At 68.1% G+C, this 17,231-nt stretch carries 18 protein-coding genes; 5 read left to right on the top strand and 13 right to left on the bottom strand.

Features of this window, described 5'->3' with window-relative positions:
* Positions 1-208: 208 nt before the first annotated feature.
* The 3 genes from OHA05_RS00620 to OHA05_RS00610 all read right to left on the bottom strand — a co-directional run bounded on the left by OHA05_RS00620 (position 209) and on the right by OHA05_RS00610 (position 2,669).
* Complete coding sequence (locus OHA05_RS00620; RefSeq protein ID WP_328859421.1) at positions 209-733, bottom strand: hypothetical protein; 525 nt, start codon at positions 731-733, stop codon at positions 209-211.
* A 186-nt stretch (positions 734-919) separates the two neighbouring features.
* Positions 920-1,402 carry a VOC family protein gene (locus tag OHA05_RS00615; RefSeq protein ID WP_328859420.1) on the bottom strand — a complete coding sequence of 161 codons (483 nt, stop codon included), beginning with the start codon at positions 1,400-1,402 and terminating at the stop codon, positions 920-922.
* A gap of 283 nt (positions 1,403-1,685) precedes the next feature.
* Positions 1,686-2,669, bottom strand: coding sequence for an NADP-dependent oxidoreductase (locus OHA05_RS00610; RefSeq protein WP_328863313.1), 984 nt, complete (start codon positions 2,667-2,669; stop codon positions 1,686-1,688).
* A 140-nt stretch (positions 2,670-2,809) separates the two neighbouring features.
* Between OHA05_RS00610 and OHA05_RS00605 the strand changes: the two genes are divergently transcribed.
* Positions 2,810-3,367, top strand: coding sequence for a TetR/AcrR family transcriptional regulator (locus tag OHA05_RS00605; protein ID WP_313948473.1), 558 nt, complete (start codon positions 2,810-2,812; stop codon positions 3,365-3,367).
* Positions 3,368-3,591: 224 nt separating this feature from the next.
* On the opposite strand, the gene OHA05_RS00600 is transcribed toward OHA05_RS00605, so the two are convergent.
* Positions 3,592-4,281, bottom strand: a complete 690-nt coding sequence (locus tag OHA05_RS00600) for a TetR/AcrR family transcriptional regulator (RefSeq protein WP_328859419.1) — start codon at positions 4,279-4,281, stop codon at positions 3,592-3,594.
* A gap of 227 nt (positions 4,282-4,508) precedes the next feature.
* On the opposite strand from OHA05_RS00600, the gene OHA05_RS00595 reads away from it, so the two are divergent.
* Both OHA05_RS00595 and OHA05_RS00590 read left to right on the top strand, forming a co-directional pair.
* Positions 4,509-5,588 carry a serine hydrolase domain-containing protein gene (locus OHA05_RS00595; RefSeq protein WP_443043822.1) on the top strand — a complete coding sequence of 360 codons (1,080 nt, stop codon included), beginning with the start codon at positions 4,509-4,511 and terminating at the stop codon, positions 5,586-5,588.
* A 103-nt stretch (positions 5,589-5,691) separates the two neighbouring features.
* Positions 5,692-6,240 (top strand): GNAT family N-acetyltransferase, encoded by a 549-nt coding sequence (locus OHA05_RS00590; RefSeq protein WP_328859417.1) that lies wholly within the window; start codon positions 5,692-5,694, stop codon positions 6,238-6,240.
* A 179-nt stretch (positions 6,241-6,419) separates the two neighbouring features.
* On the opposite strand, the gene OHA05_RS00585 is transcribed toward OHA05_RS00590, so the two are convergent.
* From OHA05_RS00585 to OHA05_RS00570, 4 genes are all read right to left on the bottom strand, one after another.
* Positions 6,420-7,877, bottom strand: coding sequence for a GH1 family beta-glucosidase (locus OHA05_RS00585; protein ID WP_328859416.1), 1,458 nt, complete (start codon positions 7,875-7,877; stop codon positions 6,420-6,422).
* A gap of 62 nt (positions 7,878-7,939) precedes the next feature.
* Positions 7,940-8,857: a carbohydrate ABC transporter permease gene (locus OHA05_RS00580; RefSeq protein ID WP_313948475.1), complete on the bottom strand. Its 918-nt coding sequence runs from the start codon at positions 8,855-8,857 to the stop codon at positions 7,940-7,942.
* Between the two features lie 16 nt (positions 8,858-8,873).
* Positions 8,874-9,827 carry a carbohydrate ABC transporter permease gene (locus OHA05_RS00575; RefSeq protein ID WP_328863312.1) on the bottom strand — a complete coding sequence of 318 codons (954 nt, stop codon included), beginning with the start codon at positions 9,825-9,827 and terminating at the stop codon, positions 8,874-8,876.
* Positions 9,828-9,969: 142 nt separating this feature from the next.
* Positions 9,970-11,283: an ABC transporter substrate-binding protein gene (locus OHA05_RS00570; RefSeq protein ID WP_328859415.1), complete on the bottom strand. Its 1,314-nt coding sequence runs from the start codon at positions 11,281-11,283 to the stop codon at positions 9,970-9,972.
* Positions 11,284-11,564: 281 nt separating this feature from the next.
* Here OHA05_RS00570 and OHA05_RS00565 point away from each other — a divergent pair, with 281 nt between their 5' ends.
* Positions 11,565-12,581: a LacI family DNA-binding transcriptional regulator gene (locus tag OHA05_RS00565; protein ID WP_328859414.1), complete on the top strand. Its 1,017-nt coding sequence runs from the start codon at positions 11,565-11,567 to the stop codon at positions 12,579-12,581.
* Between the two features lie 228 nt (positions 12,582-12,809).
* Here the strand turns inward: OHA05_RS00565 and OHA05_RS00560 are convergent, their stop codons facing one another.
* The 5 genes from OHA05_RS00560 to OHA05_RS00540 form a co-directional block, all read right to left on the bottom strand.
* Positions 12,810-13,214 carry a hypothetical protein gene (locus OHA05_RS00560; RefSeq protein WP_328859413.1) on the bottom strand — a complete coding sequence of 135 codons (405 nt, stop codon included), beginning with the start codon at positions 13,212-13,214 and terminating at the stop codon, positions 12,810-12,812.
* Positions 13,215-13,429: 215 nt separating this feature from the next.
* On the bottom strand, positions 13,430-14,125 hold the full coding sequence (locus OHA05_RS00555) for a hypothetical protein (RefSeq protein ID WP_328859412.1): 696 nt from the start codon (positions 14,123-14,125) through the stop codon (positions 13,430-13,432).
* Between the two features lie 181 nt (positions 14,126-14,306).
* The gene (locus tag OHA05_RS00550) at positions 14,307-14,564 is read right to left on the bottom strand and encodes a hypothetical protein (RefSeq protein ID WP_328859411.1); all 258 of its coding nucleotides are present in this window, start codon (positions 14,562-14,564) and stop codon (positions 14,307-14,309) included.
* Positions 14,565-14,627: 63 nt separating this feature from the next.
* On the bottom strand, positions 14,628-15,230 hold the full coding sequence (locus OHA05_RS00545; RefSeq protein WP_328859410.1) for an HD domain-containing protein: 603 nt from the start codon (positions 15,228-15,230) through the stop codon (positions 14,628-14,630).
* 5 nt (positions 15,231-15,235) lie between these two features.
* Positions 15,236-16,180 (bottom strand): NADP-dependent oxidoreductase, encoded by a 945-nt coding sequence (locus OHA05_RS00540; protein WP_328859409.1) that lies wholly within the window; start codon positions 16,178-16,180, stop codon positions 15,236-15,238.
* 199 nt (positions 16,181-16,379) lie between these two features.
* Between OHA05_RS00540 and OHA05_RS00535 the strand changes: the two genes are divergently transcribed.
* A complete protein-coding gene (locus OHA05_RS00535) occupies positions 16,380-17,159 on the top strand; it encodes a hypothetical protein (RefSeq protein ID WP_313948483.1) in 780 nt (259 codons plus the stop codon).
* Positions 17,160-17,231: the final 72 nt, after the last annotated feature.

Here is a 17,231-nt window from a genome sequence, read left to right as displayed (position 1 = left end):
GTCGGATGCGGAACGCGGCAGGCGATAGCTCGTTTACTCGCCGGTATGGGTCGGACTCGAGCCGGGAAGCACCCGGCGCCATACGGCATTGCCGACACGCAGCATGCGCCGCCTCGGCGTCCTGTTCCGCTCGCATGACGTCATGGTCGGCGAGAGCCTGGGGCCGAGGCTCGCGGCCCGCGCAACCTGCTGTATCAGTCGTGGGCGGTCAACGGCAGACGGATGTGCACAGCAAACCCCTCACTGCCTCACGCCTGATGCCCGATGTTTCCAGCTTTTCGAGGACGCGGACGGTGACCGCAGCGAAGAGCACGTGGGGGATGATGTCTGATACCCAGTCCGAGGGTGCCCAGGTCCGTGGATCCGAGATGCCCAGCAGCATGATCGGCGCATTGGTGACAGTCAGGGCGAAGAGAGAAGCAAAGGCATAGCGAGAAGTCTTCGTCGGAGGCCAGCCAGCAGCCTGTGCCACTGACAGTGCGGCCCCCATGCCCAGCCCCACGGTGTACCCGGTCAAGGGCGCGAGGCCGGCGATCCGGTTCTCCCGGACTTCATCGTCCCCGGGGATTCGGATGTCGAGCTTCTCGGCAAGGGTGCGCACGGTGATCTCGGGTGTTTCACTGACGGGCCGACCTCGAAGCGCGATTTCGGCATAGCCCGCAATATTGAGTGCGGTCGTACCAGCGAGTCCTGCGACAGCGCCGTGAAGAAGCGGCCGTATGACTCTGATCATGTGCTGGCCTCCTGCTGAGCAGTCAATCGAGTCGGTGACCCGAACCCCGAGGTCGCCTCTGAGCCCCACCTCGGGGTGCACCATGCCGTACGACCGCTGGGGATGAAGCGTGAAACCGTCCCGCCTCGGTCGCCGGCAGATCTCACGCGGGTGATCGCCGTGACATGACCTTTTCGGTCGCGGCCGTCATCGTCCCGGCTGTCGCTCTCGGACCTCTTGAAGCAGCCACCCATTGCCGTCCGGGTCGCTGAACGTCGCGTACGACTGGTAACTGAGGCCATGAGGATGTGGGCCGTTCACCTGTTCCTGGGCGCCGGTCTCGTAGACGCGGTGGAAGACCTCGCTGACCTTGGCACCCTGGCTGATCAGCCGGGCGCGGGCCTGCTCGAGGTCTTTGACGACGAGGTATGTGCCCTGGGAGGAGCCTGCTGCCGCAGAAGTGACTCCGCGGCCGAACTGGATCGAGCATCCCGACCCTGGAGGAGTCAGCTGTACGATCCGGAATTCCGGGCCCGCCTCGAAGTCCGCATCGAGCCTCCACCCCAAGCCCTGGTAGAAGTTCAGGGCACGATCGACATCAGCCACCGGCATCACGACGGCCTCGATGTTCATGGCCATGGTGGGCTCTTCATCGACTTTCGCTGCACCGTCCTGCTGTGCGGTGCCCATAACGACCTCCTGTGCCGTCTTCCGGCTGGAGCATGGCCGCTGAAGGCCCGCAACTGGCGGAGCATTGTCAGTATCAGGAGATGCGCAGGTAGTTGATCACGCCTGGCGGCGCCCGTTCCTTCGGCTACCCGGACGCGAGTGCAAGCCTCGGCGCCATGCTCGCGGAACGTGATCTCCAGCCTACGCTCGCGGCCCGTGAACTGCTCGCTCACCAGCTGACGCAGGCGGCTTCGCTGACCACCCTGACGGGAAACCCGTGTAGGGCGGTCGGCGTCTCCGGTGCCTAAGCGACCGTGAGCACGATCTTGCCCTGGAGATGCCCCTGGGCGGCGCGCTCGTGCGCCGCTCGGGCTTCCGCGAGCGGGAACGTGCTGTCGATCGCGACGCGGATCCTTCCCGCGTCGACCAGACTGCCCAGTTCGGTGAGCTGCGCGCCGCTCGAGCGGACCGTCACGGCCGTGACCGTGACACCCAGCTTCGCGTTCTCCTCGTCGTCGAACTGGCCGAAGTACACGGGGTAGAGGGACCCGCCGCGTTTGAGGGTGCGCAGGAAGCGCCTGCTGTGAGGGCCGCCGACGGCGTCCAGGACCAGGTCGATGTCGCGGACGACCTCCTCGGGCCGCTCCTTGGTGTAATCGATGAACTCGTCGGCGCCGAGGTCGCGCAGGAACGTCTCGTGGGCGCCGGAGGCCACGGCGATGACGCGGGCGCCCTGCCACTTGGCCAGCTGGAGGGCGAGGTGTCCCACGCCACCGGCTGCGCCGTTGACGAGCACGGTGGTCCCACTGTCGAGTGCCATCGGGCGGTGCTGGGCCTCCTGGAACGGGGAGGGATGATCGTGCCCGAGCTCGATCAGGAACTGCCACGCGGTCAACCCCGACATCGCCAGGGCAGCGGCGTGCACGTGGTCGATTCCGGCCGGCTTGAGGGCGAGGTCGGACGCCGGCGCGGTGACGTACTCGGCGTACGCACCGCTCTGGAGAACGGTGGGGAAGCGCAGGAGGCCGATCACCTCGTCACCGACCGCGAAGCCGCTGACGTCGGCGGCGACGGCTTCCACGACGCCTGAGACGTCGGTCCCGGGAATCAGAGGGAGCTGGAACGAGGGCCTGAGCTCGGGAGGGATGTCGGGCATTCCCTCACGCGCGTACCAGTCAGGAGGGTTGAGGACTACCGCGTGCACGCGCACGAGCACCTCACCCGGACCCGGCTCGGGAACCGGCACCTCCTCGAGACGCAGCACCTCAGGGCCGCCGAACCCGTGCAGCCGGTTGCTTTCATGGTCCGCTTGGGCACCGGTCGCTCTCCTGTTTCTCTCACGGGGTAAACTAAATGAATCAATGGTCCGTTTTTCCGGATCACTGATCCGAATATATGGACCACTGATCCGGAAGTCAAGGGGGGCAGATGCGGGCCGATGCGAGGAAGAACCGCGACCACCTGCTCGCGGTAGCGGGTACCGCCATCACCGAGCAGGGCGTCGACGTGGCCATGCGCGACATCGCGCGCAGGGCCGATGTCGGGCTCGCGACGCTGCTGCGTCACTTCCCGACGCGGGAGGCGCTGCTCGACGCCCTGCTCCGCTCGAGCTTCGACGAACTGACGGCGAAGGCGGGTGCGCTCGAGACGTCGGCCTCGCCCGAAGACGCTCTCGTTACGTGGCTGCGCGACTGCGTCGCGTGGACAACCGAGTACCGAGGTGTGACCGTGCTGATGGCAGCCGCCATCGAGGACACCGAATCCGCACTCCACGCTTCGTGCGTCACCCTGCGCGCAGCCGGTGCGCGGCTCCTCACCCGCGCCCAGGCTGCGGGCTCGGCGCGGAGCGATATCGATGGCACGGACGTGTTCGCCCTGGTGGCCATGCTCGCTTGGCTCGGCGATCAACCCTCGCTCAAGCCGCGTGCTGATCGACTCTTCGATGTCGTCGCGGGCGCGATTCTGACCAGCGCAGGGAACGGCTAGCCGAGTAACGCTCCCCGGCTTGGGGTCCGCCTCGTCTGCGAACAGGTGAATCTCTGCCGCGGCGCTCCCGGGCACAAGGAGTGCGTGGGGCCGGCGCCGGCGGCAAGGATGTTGCGCGGATCGCGGCCGAACCGCAGTGGCCGGCTGTCGTGCTGACGTTGCCGGGCGCCGCGTGCCGGTGGAGCGGGCTCTCGCCCTGTACGTCCACCAGTTCGCGGTGACGGTCAATCGCGTCCACTCCCCGAGCCAGACGGCCGGCTCGGGGGGATTGCCGCCTCGATGTGGGCGAGTTGGGCGGCGAGGATCTCTTCGAAGGCGGCCTGGCGGTCTGCCCCGAGGGGGCGGACGTCGCGGGCGAAGTGGGCGAGAGCGGGGAAGCGTTCGGGGTCGGCGCCGAGTACGGCGACGCGGAACAGCTCCTGGCCCTGTTCGTACTCCTCCGGGGTGATCGTGCTGACCCCGGCCTCGGAGGCGATCAACGCGGCGATGAGGACGGCGATCCGGTGGTAGCGGGCTGGAATTTCCTCGTCGGGCAGTCCGGATGCTCGCAGGGCCTGCAGTACTTCTTCCATGACCAGCCGGGAACCGGTGCCGCTCGACGCGTAGCGACCCCAGACCGCGGCGAGCTGGGGCTGCTGACCGAAGGCCTCTCTCACGCGCAGGGCCAGGGCCGTGATGCGCTGCTTCCAGTCGCCCTCGGGGCGGTGCCCGTCCATGGCGGCCAGGAGGATCCGGTCGGCCACCGCGCGCAGTAGTTCGGTCTTGCTGCGGAAGTGCCGGTAGAGGCTGGAGGAATCGGTCCCGAGTACGGCGCCGAGCTTGCGCACGCTGAACGACTCGGCGTCGCTCGTGCGCAGCAACTCCGTTGCCGCTTCCAGGATCTCCTCGGTCGACCAGCGCCTTCGGCCTGCCATTTCGCTCCTCTCGCCGGGGTTCAGCCTAGTCTATGCACTTGGTGTTGCACGCACCGCGTGCATAATGGGGACATGGGCGTGCCGAGGGGTCCCGGCAGCAGGCGGGCCGGCATGCCGATCGTGCCCCCTCACCCGGGTCGGACGGTCGTCGGGGAGCTCACTGCGGCCATACGAAAGGAACTCATGTCGTGAGGAACACGCTGGATTCCGCACAGCTCAACGCCGCCATGGAGAACGTCCACCGCGCCGGGATGCCGGGCTTGTTCGCCGAGGTGCGCGATGGCGACACGACCTGGCGCGGCGCCGTGGGGGTCGCCGATGTCGACACCGGTCGCCCCGTCACGGCCGACATGCGGCATCGTGTCGGCAGCATCACCAAGACCTTCACCGCCGCCGCCGTTCTGCAGCAGGTCCAGAGCGGTCGGATCGGTCTCGACACGCCGATCGGCCGGTACCTTCCGAAGCTGGTTCCCGGAGAACGCGGTGACGCGATCTCGGTCCGGATGCTGATCAACCACACCAGCGGCCTCGCGGAGTACCTCCCGTATGCCTATCCCTCTCTCAAGGCATTCCCAGTCCTCGCGGACACCGGGCCGCAGAGCATGGACGACAACCGGCTCACGCGGTTTCACCCCACGGAACTGATCGGGATGGGGGTCACCGCACCTGCCGTCGGAGCTCCGGGCGGCACACCAGGGGTGTACTCCAACACCAACTACCTGCTGCTGGGGGAGCTCCTGGAACAGGTGACCGGCACAACGGCCGAGCGGTACATCACCCGGAACGTCATCGAGCGCGCCGGGCTCGATGACACGGAATTCCCCGCCGATCCGTATATCGACGGGCCGCATTCGCGGATCTACGAGGCGTGGTTCGGCATGATCGACCCGCCGCGCGACTACAGCGTCTACGACATGTCATGGGTGGGGCCGGCGGCCTCGCTGATATCGACCGTCGCGGACCTCAACCGCTTCTTCGGCATGCTGCTCGCCGGCGAGATCGTCCGCCCGTCGTCGCTGGAGCAGATGCAACGCACCGTCCCGGTCGTGTCCCAGGAGGGAAAAGTGATCGACTACGGCCTCGGCCTGCACCCGACGGAGGCTCCCGGGCAGGGCACCTTCTGGGGGCACGGCGGCACGGTCTGGGGTGCTGGAGCGCTGTCGATGGCCAGTGCCGACGGCAAGCGGCAGATGTCCGTCGCGGTGAACCTGCAGAGGTGGAACAGGCTCGACTCCTCGGGCAGACCGCAGCCCCATCCCATCGATGACGCGCTTGCGGCTCTCTACCGCGTGGCAATGTACGGCTGACCGGGAGGAGTTGTCCTTGGCGCCCCGATGCCGTTTCCAGCGCCGGGCTTGGTGCTGACGGCCCCGAACGTCACTCCTATGGGCGTGCGACAGGTTGCCCGCCATGACCGGACTCGGCCCCGTCGCCTGGCCGCCTGCCTCGATAAGGACCGAGCGGCTCGTCCTCCGACAGTCCGAGGCCCGGGACCGTGCGGCGTTCATCGAGTTGTTCGCCTCGCGGGAGGTGCGCACTTACCTCGGTGGCCCTCGCCCGCGTGACGAGCTCGAACGCGAGGTGCCTGAACTGCCCGGTCGGCGCACTGGCCTTTTCGTGATCGATCTCGACGGAGCGATGATCGGGACGATCTCGCTCGATCGACGTGACGCGGACCGACCGGGTCACGTCCGCCCGGACACCGCGGAGGCCGAGCTCGGGTACATGTTCCTGCCGGAGGCGTGGGGATGCGGGTATGCCGCCGAGGCGTGCGCAGCGGTGCTCGACTGGGTCGCCGACGTACTCCCCGGCGAGCCGGTGGTGCTCTGCACCCAGACCCTCAACGACCGTTCGATGCGCCTCGCGGCGAAGCTGGGGTTCACCGAGGTCGAGCGGTTCGAGGAGTACGGCGCCGAGCAGTGGTTGGGCGTATGGTCCCCGGCCACGCCTTCCGGTTGAGCCGACTCGCTGCTTCGGTTCACAACGCCCGTCACGACCCCGCCCGACCGCCATCGGGCGGGGCGTGTCACCCAAGAAGCTGACGCGACAGGAACGTCGATGGGACCGTCGTCACCGGACCGTCCGATGACCTGCGGGCCGGCACGGCGGGCCGGAAGGGCCACCGGACCGGCCGCGCCTCACTCGTCCGTCGTCCTACCCGGGAGCGTCCCGGTCCTGGCGACATCGGCGTACCACCGGGCGCTTGCCTTCGGAATGCGCTTGCCCGTCGCGTAGTCGACGTAGACCGCGCCGAAGCGCTTGCTGTAGCCGTAGCCCCATTCGAAGTTGTCGAGCAGCGACCACAGGAAGTAGCCGCGGACGTCCACGCCCGACTCGATCGCGCTGTGCACGGCGGCCAAGTGCCCGTGCAGGTAGGCGATCCGGTCAGGGTCGAGGACCTCTCCGGCGGGGTCGACATAGTCGTCGAAGGCCGCGCCGTTCTCGGTGATCACCAGGGGAAGCCTCGGGAACTCCGCTCCGACGCGAAGCAGCAGATCGGTCAGGCCACTCGGGTCGACCGCCCACCCCATGGCGGTGGTGGGACCGGGTGGGAGATGGAAGGACACATCATCGGCCCCGGGCCAGGGGCTGTGCGCGCTCTTGCCGTGCCCGTCGGAGCGATGGCTCCCGTCGGCGGCGCCGCCGGAAACCAGCGTGGGCGTGTAGTAGTTGACGCCCAGGAAGTCGAGCGGCTGGTGGATCTCCGCCGTATCGCCCTCGCGTACGAAGGACCAGTCGGTGAGACGCGCCGTGTCCCGGAACAGCTCGGTGGGGTAACTGCCGTCGAGCATGGGGCCGGTGAACACGCCGTTGGCCAATGTGTCGATGCGGCGGGCGGCATCGACGTCCTCGGCACCCTCGGTGAGAGGGCGTACATGGTGGAGGTTGAGGGTGACGGCGATGCGCGCATCTCCGGGGAGGTTCGCGCGCAGCGCCTGGACGGCCCTGCCGTGGCCGAGGTTGAGGTGATGGGCCGCTCGCAGCGCGGCGACGGGATCGGTGCGGCCGGGGGCGTGCACCCCCGAGGCGTACCCGAGGAAGGCGCTGCACCAGGGCTCGTTGAGGGTGGTCCAGGTACGCACCTTGTCACCGAGAGCCTCGGCGGCGAGAGCCGCGTACTCGGCGAACCGCTCGGCCGTGGCGCGTTCCGGCCAGCCTCCGGCGTCCTCGAGTTCCTGGGGCAGATCCCAGTGGTAGAGGGTGGCGAGGGGTTCGATGCCATGGTTCAGCAGTTCGTCCGTGAGCCGTCGGTAGAAGTCCAGACCCTTCTGGACGGCGGGGCCCCGTCCGGTGGGCTGGATGCGGGGCCAAGCCAGCGAGAACCGGTAGGCGTTCACACCGAGATCGGCCATGATCGCGACGTCCTCACGCCAGCGGTGGTAGTGGTCGGTGGCGATGTCGCCGGTGTCACCGTTGCGGACCTTGCCAGGGGTGCGGGAGTAGGTGTCCCAGATGGAGGGGGTGCGGCCGTCCAGGCCGGCGGCGCCTTCGATCTGGTACGCGGCGGTCGCCGTTCCCCAGGTGAATCCCTGGGGGAAGATGCGGTCCTCGTCGCTTCGGGAAGTGGGCGAGAGGTGTCGGGCAGCGGTGTCCACAAGGGTCCTTCCAGGAGAGCGGTCGTTCAGGTGCGCGGGATCGGTGAAAGGGGCGGGCGCACTCAGCCCTTGACCGCTCCCTGCATGATGCCGCCGACGATCTGGCGACCGAAGACGATGAACATCGCCAGCAGGGGGAGCGTGCCGAGCAGGGCGCCGGCCATGATGAGTGACTGGTCGCGGACGTAACCCGCGCTGAGCTGGGTGAGCGCGACGGGAACCGTCGGATTGCTCATGTCGAGCACGATGAACGGCCAGAAGAAGTCGTTCCACGCGTGCACGAACGTGATCATGAAGAGCACCGCCATCGCCGGCCTGGCAACCGGCAGAACGATGCTCCAGAAGATCCGGAGTGAGTGCGCGCCGTCCACCCGGCCCGCCTCGACGAGTTCGTCCGGCAGTGCTTCGGCGAGGTACTGGCGCATGAAGAACACGCCGACGGCGCTGACGAGCGTGGGGAAGATGACCGCGGGCAGCCGCTGCCCCCAGCCGAGATCGCTCATCATCATGAACAGGGGCACGACGCCGAGTTGGGGCGGCACCATCATCGTCCCGATGACGAGCATGAGCAGGATGTTGCGCCCCTTGAAACGCAGTTTGGCGAAGGCGAAGCCGGCCAGAGTCGCGAACAGGACCGTCGACAGGGCGATGACGCCCGCGACGATGAAGCTGTTCAGCATGGCTTTGCCGAGCGCGGCGTCCTGCCACGCCTTGCCGAGGTTCTCCAGGAGGTGCGGTCCTGGCAGGAACGGCGGCGGGGACTGGGTGACCCGGGTGTTGTCGCTCGAAGCCGCCACCATCGTCCAGTAGAGAGGAAAGAGCGATACGAGGGCGGCGATGCCGAGCAGGAGGTAGGTGACAGGCCCCGCGTGGTGCTGGCGTCCGGCCTTGGGTGCGAGCAGGCGCCGTCGCGGTCGTGAAGCGGCGGGGAGGGGGTGCGGGCGTACGTCCGGGTGGGCCCGGAAGCTCTGGGTGGTCATGGCTGGGTGCTCCTGGTCAGGCCCTGCGGGACGCGATGCGCTTGACGACGCGCTGGATGACGAAGATGAGGATCAGCACCAGGAACATCGCCCAGGCGACGGTCGCCGCACGCCCCATCTGGTAGTTCTTCCAGCCCTCCTCGTAGAGGAGCAGGCCGAGGGTCTGGTACTGGTTGTCGGCTCCGCCGGTGATGCCGTTCGGGCCCTGGCCGAAGATGAGCGGCTCACCGAAGAGCTGGGTGGCGCCGATGGTGGAGAGCACGATGGTGAAGATGACGGTGGAGCGGATCCCGGGAATGGTCACCTTGAGGAACTGCTGCCAGCGGGAGGCGCCGTCGATGGCCGCCGCCTCGTAACGCTCGCGCGGCACGGCCTGCATCGCCGCGAGATACAGGAGTGCGTTGTAGCCCGTCCAGCGCCAGATCACGATGGTGGAGATGGCCGTCTGGGCGGCCCACTTGTTGTTCTCCCAGTCGATGTTGTCGATCCCCACCACGCTCAGCAGCCAGTTGATCATGCCGAAGTCGCGTTCGAAGAGCATGGTGAAGACAAGCGCTGCGGCGCCCACCGAGGTGGCGTAGGGCGTCAGGGCCGCCACACGGAAGAACGTGGAGCCACGCAGCCGGTAGTTGAGCAGATGCGCCAGGCCCAGGGCCATCAGGAGCTGGGGCACCGTGGAGATGACGCCGATGGTGAAGGTGTTGAACAGCGCGTTCCAGAAGCGCTCGTCCTCCCACAGAGCGACGTAGTTGTCGAACGCCACCCACTCCATCAGGTCCAATGAGGCCAGTTCGACCCGGTGGAGGGAGATCCAGCCCGTGTAGACGAGGGGGTAGAAGCTGAAGGCCGCGAACACGGCGAAGAAGGGTGCGATGAAGGCGTAGGGCGCGCCCCGCAGGTCGAGCCGGTGCAGCAGCATGCGGCGGCGCGGCCGGTCGCGATCGTGACGGATTCGAGGGTCGGGGGAGATGCTGTTCGAACTCTGAGGGCTGGGGGCGGGCTCGTCGGCCGGCGCGGTCGGGGTGGAAGTGGCCACCGGGGATCCTTACGTGGGACGGGACGGACCGGGGCCCGGCGACCACAGGGGGTGTGGCCGCCGGGGCGGGGTCAGGTCATCCGGCGGCCTTCTTGATGCGCTCGTCGGTGGTCTTCCACGCCTTGTCGGGGCTCTGGTTCTGCGCCTCGATCAGCGTCAGGCCCTGCGAGAAGATGTCCTTGATCGTGCCGTCCTTACGGCCGAGGATCTGCTCGTCGGGGATCTCCTCGGCGGCGGCGCCGAAGATCTTGCCGATCGGCGCTTCGCTGAAGTACTCGGACGTCGCGTTCGCGACCTGGGGTGCGGACAACGCCTGTTGCGAAGAAGGGAAGTTGCCGATCTTCTCGAAGACATGGGCCTGCTGTTCCGGTGCCGTGAGCCAGGCGACCAGCTTCTTCGCCTCTTCCTTCACCGGGCTCTTGTCCATGACGCCGAGGAACGAGCCGCCCCAGTTGGCGCCCTTCGGGGCTTTCGCGACGTCCCACTTGCCCTTGTTCTTCGGGCCCGCCTTCTCGCTGATGTGGCCGAGCATCCAGGCGGGGCACACGGTGGTGGCGAAGGTGCTGTTGGCGAGGGCCGGATCCCAACCGGGCTGGAACTGCCGGAGCTTGGCGGTGAGCCCCGAGGTGGCCGCCTGCGAGGCCAGTGTCCACGCATCGGTGACGACGGGGTTGTCCTGGTAGACGAGCCTGCCGTCCTTGTCGTAGAACTGCTGGGAGTTGCCGTAGATCATGGCGTTGAACAGGCCGCTGGAGCTGTCCATGAAGGCGACCTTGCCGCCCTTGAATCCGGCCTTGAAGGTCTTTCCGGCCGCCACGTACTTCGACCAGTCGCCCTCCCACAGCTCGGCGACCTTCTCGCGGTCGGTGGGCAGGCCCGCCTGCTGGAACAGGTCCTTGCGGTAGCAGACGGCCATCGGGCCGATGTCCGTGCCGAGCCCGATGACCTTGTCGTCCTTGGTGGTGACCTGGCTCAGCTTCCAGGGCAGGAAGTGGTCGACACCGGCGACGTCCCCCAGGTCGACGAACTTGGCGGCCTGGGTGTCGACGAGCTCCTTGGCCCGGCCGATCTCTATGCCCTGGATGTCTTTGAGGCCGCTGCCCGCCGCGAGATGGGTCTGCAGGGCGGTGTAGTACGTCTGCTCGTCGCCGGCCACCTCGGCCTTGATGGTGACGTTCGGGTGCTCCTTCATGTACCGGTCGAGGAGCCCCGTCTCCTTGTAGCCCATGACGCCGAACAGGCCCATGGTGATGGTGACCTTGCCGTCCTTGACGCCTCCGCCGGTTCCGCCCGTGTCGCTGCCTCCGCAGGCAGCGACCAGTCCGAGTGCGGCCACGGCCGCGACAGCGGCTACGCCTCTTGTACGCAGCAGTTTCTGAGCCCTGCTCATTTCGCCCTCCCAGCGGCGGCACCGACGTCGGAGCACCAGCGTGTCGGTCCTGCCTGTGCGGCTCGATCATCGAGTGGGAACGTTCCCAATGGACGGTGGGAACGTTCCCACCGGGTTGCGCGAAGCCTGACCGCCCTGCGGTCGCTGTGTCAAGAACTTGAATCGACTCTGTTGCCGGCAGGTGTCGCGGCCCACTCTTCGTGGAAACGTCGGGGCCGCTGATCCTTCTGGCACAATGCGCTGGTGAACGGCGTGCCGATGCCGACCCACGAGGAGGGGCCATGGGGGAAAAGCGGCGACCGACCATCAAGACCGTGGCCGCACGTGCCGGGGTCGGGCGCACCACCGTCTCGCGGGTCATCAACGGCTCGTCCCTCGTCAGCGACGAGGCCAAGGCCGCCGTTCTGGACGCCATCGCCGAACTCGGCTACGTACCCAACTCGGTGGCACGTGGCCTGGTGACCAGCAGGACCAACTCCATCGCGCTGGTGATTCCCGAGTCGGAGAGCCGGCTCGGCTCGGAGCCGTATTTCGCCGCCGTCATCCGGGGGGTGAGCACCGGCCTCGCCGACACGCGGACCCAGCTCCAACTGGTGCTCGTACGCGACAAAGGCGAGCGCGACCAGCTCACCGACTCCGTCGCGGAGCGGCGCGTGGACGGAGTGCTGCTCGTCTCGGTGCACGAGCACGACCCGCTGCCGAGCCTCCTCGAAGCCCTCGGGCTGCCCACCGTCCTCGCCGGTCGGCGCTCCGCTGCCGAGTCCCTGAGCCACGCCTACTCCGACAACCTCGGCGGCGCCGCGGTGGCGGTCCGGCATCTGCTGGCCCGCGGCCGGGCCGCGATCGCGACCATCGCGGGGCCGCTGGACATGGACGTCGGCCGCGCGCGGCTCCAGGGCTGGCGAGAGGCCCTGGCGGAAGCCGGCCGCGGCGCGGACGAACGCCTGGTCGCCACAGCCGACTTCACCGAAGAGGGCGGACGTCGGGCCATGCGTTCGCTTCTTGAACGGGCACCCGAACTCGACGCCGTCTTCGTCGCCTCGGACGTAATGGCTGCGGGGGCGATGCTGGAACTGCACAGCCAGGGGCGACGCATCCCGGACGACGTGGCCGTGGTCGGCTTCGACGACTCCTTCATCGCCCGCCACACCGATCCTCCGCTGACGAGCGTGCGCCAGCCGGTCGAGGAGATCGGGTCCACCATCGCCCGCATCCTGCTCGCCGAGATCGCCGACGCCGACGCGCCCCGTCAGCAGATCATGCTTCCCACCGAACTCGTCGTCCGCAGCTCGTCCTGACGGAGAGTGAGAAGCGCGGGGCCGGGGGTCGGTTTTCGCGAGTGCGAAGGGGTGTGTCCGCCCGGTTGCGGTCAGACGGGACGTCTTCGTGGCCCCGAGCGCACTGGGCCACGGCGGCGGTTGTCCGACCATCTGCTGTTCCGGACTGTTCAGGACACTGATGCCGCGCCGACGGCCGCGTCGGGTGAGCGTGTGCAACGGCGTTCACACGTCTGTGGGGGTTGCTCGTCAGGGCCGGCGCGGCCCGGTGAGTGCCGCCTGGAGTGCCTCGCCCGTCATCTCGATCACGATGGCATCGTCTCGCATGCCTGCCGGAAGGTGGGCGTACTCTTCGGCCCGGCACACGACTTCAGCCGTACTCGGGTCGAGGACGACCGCACCCAGCCGGGAGGTCAGCTCCGCGACGATGCCGAACACGGCGCCGGCATGCGGGCGTTCCACCGCGAGGCAGTGCTCATCGGCGAAAATCTCGGCTTCACTGCCGTCCGAAGCGCGGATCCAGAATGCGAGGGCCCCGTTCTCGCCCTCCGTGAACTGCGGATCCCCGACATCGTGCGGCTCCAGAACCGACCGTACCAACGCCATATCCAGTGGCACGGGCACCTCCCCGCCGCCAACGAACTTGTAGATCACCGGACTCCAACCCACAACGACTCCTCTGCCTCTGCCGGCATCGGACCCGCGCGACCGCGCCGGTTCGGTCGGCACCGAATTCACCGACGGCGATCCCGGTTGTTGACACCCCCGGCCCTGAACCCCCGGTCTCGGAGCGGGGGTTCAGGTGCACCAGCGGCTCGGACGTACGGCCATGAGCCGCACGTCCAGGTGCCCCGCTCGGCCGCGACGGCTCAGCGAAGCAGCGCTCCACGCAGCGTGATGCCGTGCCGTGTGCGCAGCCGCCGCAGCTCCCACATCGATACGGCGGTGACGGACAGCGGAGCTCCCAGGATGAACGCCAACCACACTCCGAACGGCACACCGTCGTACGCGCCCCGAAATGCGTCGAAGAGGGAGACTTCCCACACGAGCAGCGTCGCGAGCAGCGGCGGAACCGTCTCGTGGAGGTCTGCTGTCCGAAAGACGTGCACGAGCGACTGCGCGATGCCGTAGAGACCGAAAGGGGCGAGCCACAGCATGAACGCGCCCAGGGCCAACAGCAGTACTACGCGCCCTGCCGACGCCGTCCAGTTCGTCTCCTCGTCCACGTAGCCCAGCCCGGTGATGAGTCTCGGCACGGCGAGCGTGACGAACAGCGCGAGCAGCGCCCCGGCGGGCTTGGCGACGCGGCGCAGAAACAGGCCCCGGTTGGGTGGGCGGGCCGCAGCGATGAAGACGGCGACGGCGACCGGGAAGGTCACCGCCAGAACGATGAGGGTCGTACGGATCTGGCCGAAGCGGTCGTCCACCACGGCATCGGCGTCCGACGCCAGCCCGTAGGACAGGAGCATCCACGTGACGGCGACCAGACCGATGATCGTCCGCAGGACCTGCACCCTCTTCACCGCCGGGTCGTGCACGCGGTCCGGCCGGGACGGCGTGAACACCGCACGCCCCACAGCGATCGGATTGAAGAGACGCCCGAAGGTCAGCCGGCGCGCCGGCAACGGCGGCAGCGGACCCGCCGGTGGCACGGGCGGCCCTGGTTGCGGCGGTCGCCCTCCTCCGTAGGGATTCCACGGCGCCCCTGCCCCGCCCCCGCTTCCACTCATCCCCGTGTCCTTCCTGTCACCGCGCCGAGAGGTCTCCAGGAGAATACGCAGATCTCAGCGAGTGAGGCAGCGCGACGTAGCCGCGGACATGGCTGCTGTCGGCTTGACGGTGGGTGACGGTGTACGCGTCCAAGGTGCCGGCGAAAGGCGCGGCATCGGCACGCAGTTGTACGGAGTCCCGCCCGACCTGCTGTACTGCGGGACGTCGCCGCATCAACCACTCCGACGCCATGAGGCCGTTCCCATCGGCGACGACGAACTCGCCGCCGGCCATGAAACGACAGTGCTGGTCACAGCCCTCAACGAGCAGCCGTGACCGGCACTGTTGCCATGGACCCTAGACAGGGGAGTCGAGCGGGTTGGCGGCCATTCTCTCGGCGAGTCCCGATCGCACGGCTCCCGCTGCGGAGCTGTCGGGTTTGCGTGCGGCCTGGTCCTGGAAGCACGACAGGAACTGCTCGGAGAGGTCCAGCCTCGGGTAGCGCTCCAGCACCTCGGCCCGGAAGGCGGCCGGGTAGTCGTCCGCCTCCCTGCCGACGACCTCGGTGGCGGTGGCGCGGGCCAGCAGGTGTCCCTCGGGGTCCGTGGACACCTCCACCTGCGGCCACATATGGCGGCCGATGACGTCCGCCAGGTGCTCGCGGCGCTGGGCCGGCCATCCGGCGCCGGCCGCGAAGACCTGGGCGACGTGGCCGCCTGCCTCCTCGAACGCGACGGTGTGGCTGTCGAATGCCGGCACCAGTCCGATGTCGTGGAAGAGCGCCGCTACGTAGAGGAGTTCGGGGTCGAAGGCAATATCCTCGGCCGCGCCGCGGGCGGCTGCCCACACGTAGGCACGCAGTGAGTGGTTGAGCAGTGCGGGGGAGTGGTAGGCGGTCGCCACCTCCAGGGCAGCGGCCGCCGTCACGCTGTCGGGCATGGGGAGAGTGCCGAGCGACATACGGGTCACTGTGAGCCTGCCTCCGTCGAGCTGTCCGACACGATGCGGATGATGGTCCTGCCGGCCCTGCCGCGCCCGGGCTCGAAAGCCGAGGGTGTCTCGGCGAGCGAACGTACCTCGCCGACGATCGGCGTGAGTCGCCCGTCCCGCAGTCGCTGCGCGAGATCGGTGAGCCGAGCCCGGTCGGGTTCGACGACGAAGAAGACGGCCCGTCCGTCCTCGGGCTTGACGGTGGGCGGGGCGGCAACGGTGACGAGGGTGCCACCGGCCCGCACGAGGGCGGCCGAGCGGTCGAGGATCTCACCGCCGATGACGTCGAAGAGAACGTCGACCCTTCCGGTGTCCTCCAGCCGGTCCGCCTGGAGGTCCACGAAGACGTCGGCGCCCAGACCGAGAGCGACGTCCCGGTCGGCGGACCGTCCGGTGGCGATGACCCGCGCTCCCACCTCGCGTGCGAGTTGGACCGCGATCGACCCGACGCTGCCGGCGGCACCGTGGATCAGGACCGTCTGCCCCGCCGTGAGACGCCCGTGGTCGAACAGACCTTGCCATGCGGTCAACCCCGGGATCGGCAGCGCCGCGGCCACGGTGTGGTCGATGTCCGAGGGAAGCGGGGCCAGGTTGCGAGCCTCCACCGCGGTGTACTCGGCCAGCGATCCGTCACGGGTCCAGTCGGCCAGTCCGAAGACGCTCTGGCCGACAGTGAGACCGGTGGTGCCGTACCCCAGCTCGGCCACCACTCCCGAGAGCTCGTGACCGGGCACACTCGGAGTCCGGTCGCGGCCGGCGCGGTCGGTCCAGGTCCCCGGCCAGGTGAGTTCCCCGCGGGTGAAGCCGGCGGCGTGCACGCGCACGATGACGTCGTTCTCGGCAGCGTGGGGATAGGGCAGTTCCGTCAGGGCGAGTCCACGGGCACCGGCTTCACGGTCGCGGACGGTGATGGCTTGCATAGGTCCTCTGAAGAGCGAGCAGCGGCGATCATGCACACAGATGCCCGCTCGGGTCGGCCGGGCACGTGGTGTGTTGCGATCTCGACCGTATGCTTCAGTGACTCCATCCGGGTGGGCCACTTCCGAGGCGATGGGATGAGCCACTTTCGCGTCCTGACGTCCGCTCCGGCCATGTGCCGCCCCGTAGATACTGACCGCCATGGAAGACGTTGCCGCGAGGGGGAACGGGATGATTTCTGAGCCGGAGGTGGCCGGGGACTTCGGTGGGGCCGAGCCCCCTGAGGTGATCGGCGATGTCGACCATGAGGCGATCGGAAGACGTGGACCGCGGACGCCGTGGGTGTGGGGGCTGGGAGGGATGGTCGTGGCATCGGTCCTGTGGGCGATGGCGTTGCCCCTGCTCGGGGTACCTGACCGGAAGCCGGACATGCGGGGGTACGAGCTGGACGGAGACCTCTGTCGCTCCCTGCAACTGCGGGCGATCGGCGGGGCGATCGCTCCGAGAGAGCCCACGCCCCTGGCCGACTCGGGCCTGTTGAAGGATCCGGCACTCGACCAGATCCAGTGCCTCATTTCTCTTGGATCGCCGACGAACGGGGAAAAGGGTGGAGATGGGTGGTCCATCGGCCACACCGTCGGACTCGAAGTGGCGCTGCACAAGAAGGCTGACCCTGCCGTTGAATTCGAAGCGCGGCGACGAGTCACTGATGTGGGCGTTGTTCCTGAAGAACTGGTGGAGACAGTTCCGGACCTCGGCGACAAGGCGTATCTGGTGACTCCGGATGCCGGAAGTTCAGAGCTGAGGGTGATGGAGGGAGGAGCGATCCTCTCGCTGCGCCTCTCTGCCTCCACGCAGTACCAGAGTGCCGATGACGACAATGAGGTCGTCGGTGAGGGGCCGGGCGTCCCCGATGTGTCGCAGTACCGGTCGGCCTTGATCGGCGACATGCGTGACCTGATGTCGAGGCTCAAGCAATGAGGTCGATCGTAGAACCGCTGCGAGCACGTACCGGTGTCTGCTGTTCTGCCTCCTCGTAGCGGGCTGGCCATG

Origin of the sequence: Streptomyces sp. NBC_00306 (assembly GCF_036169555.1) — a bacterium.
GTDB lineage: Bacteria > Actinomycetota > Actinomycetes > Streptomycetales > Streptomycetaceae > Streptomyces > Streptomyces achmelvichensis.
This window is presented reverse-complemented; position numbering and strand designations above follow the sequence as displayed.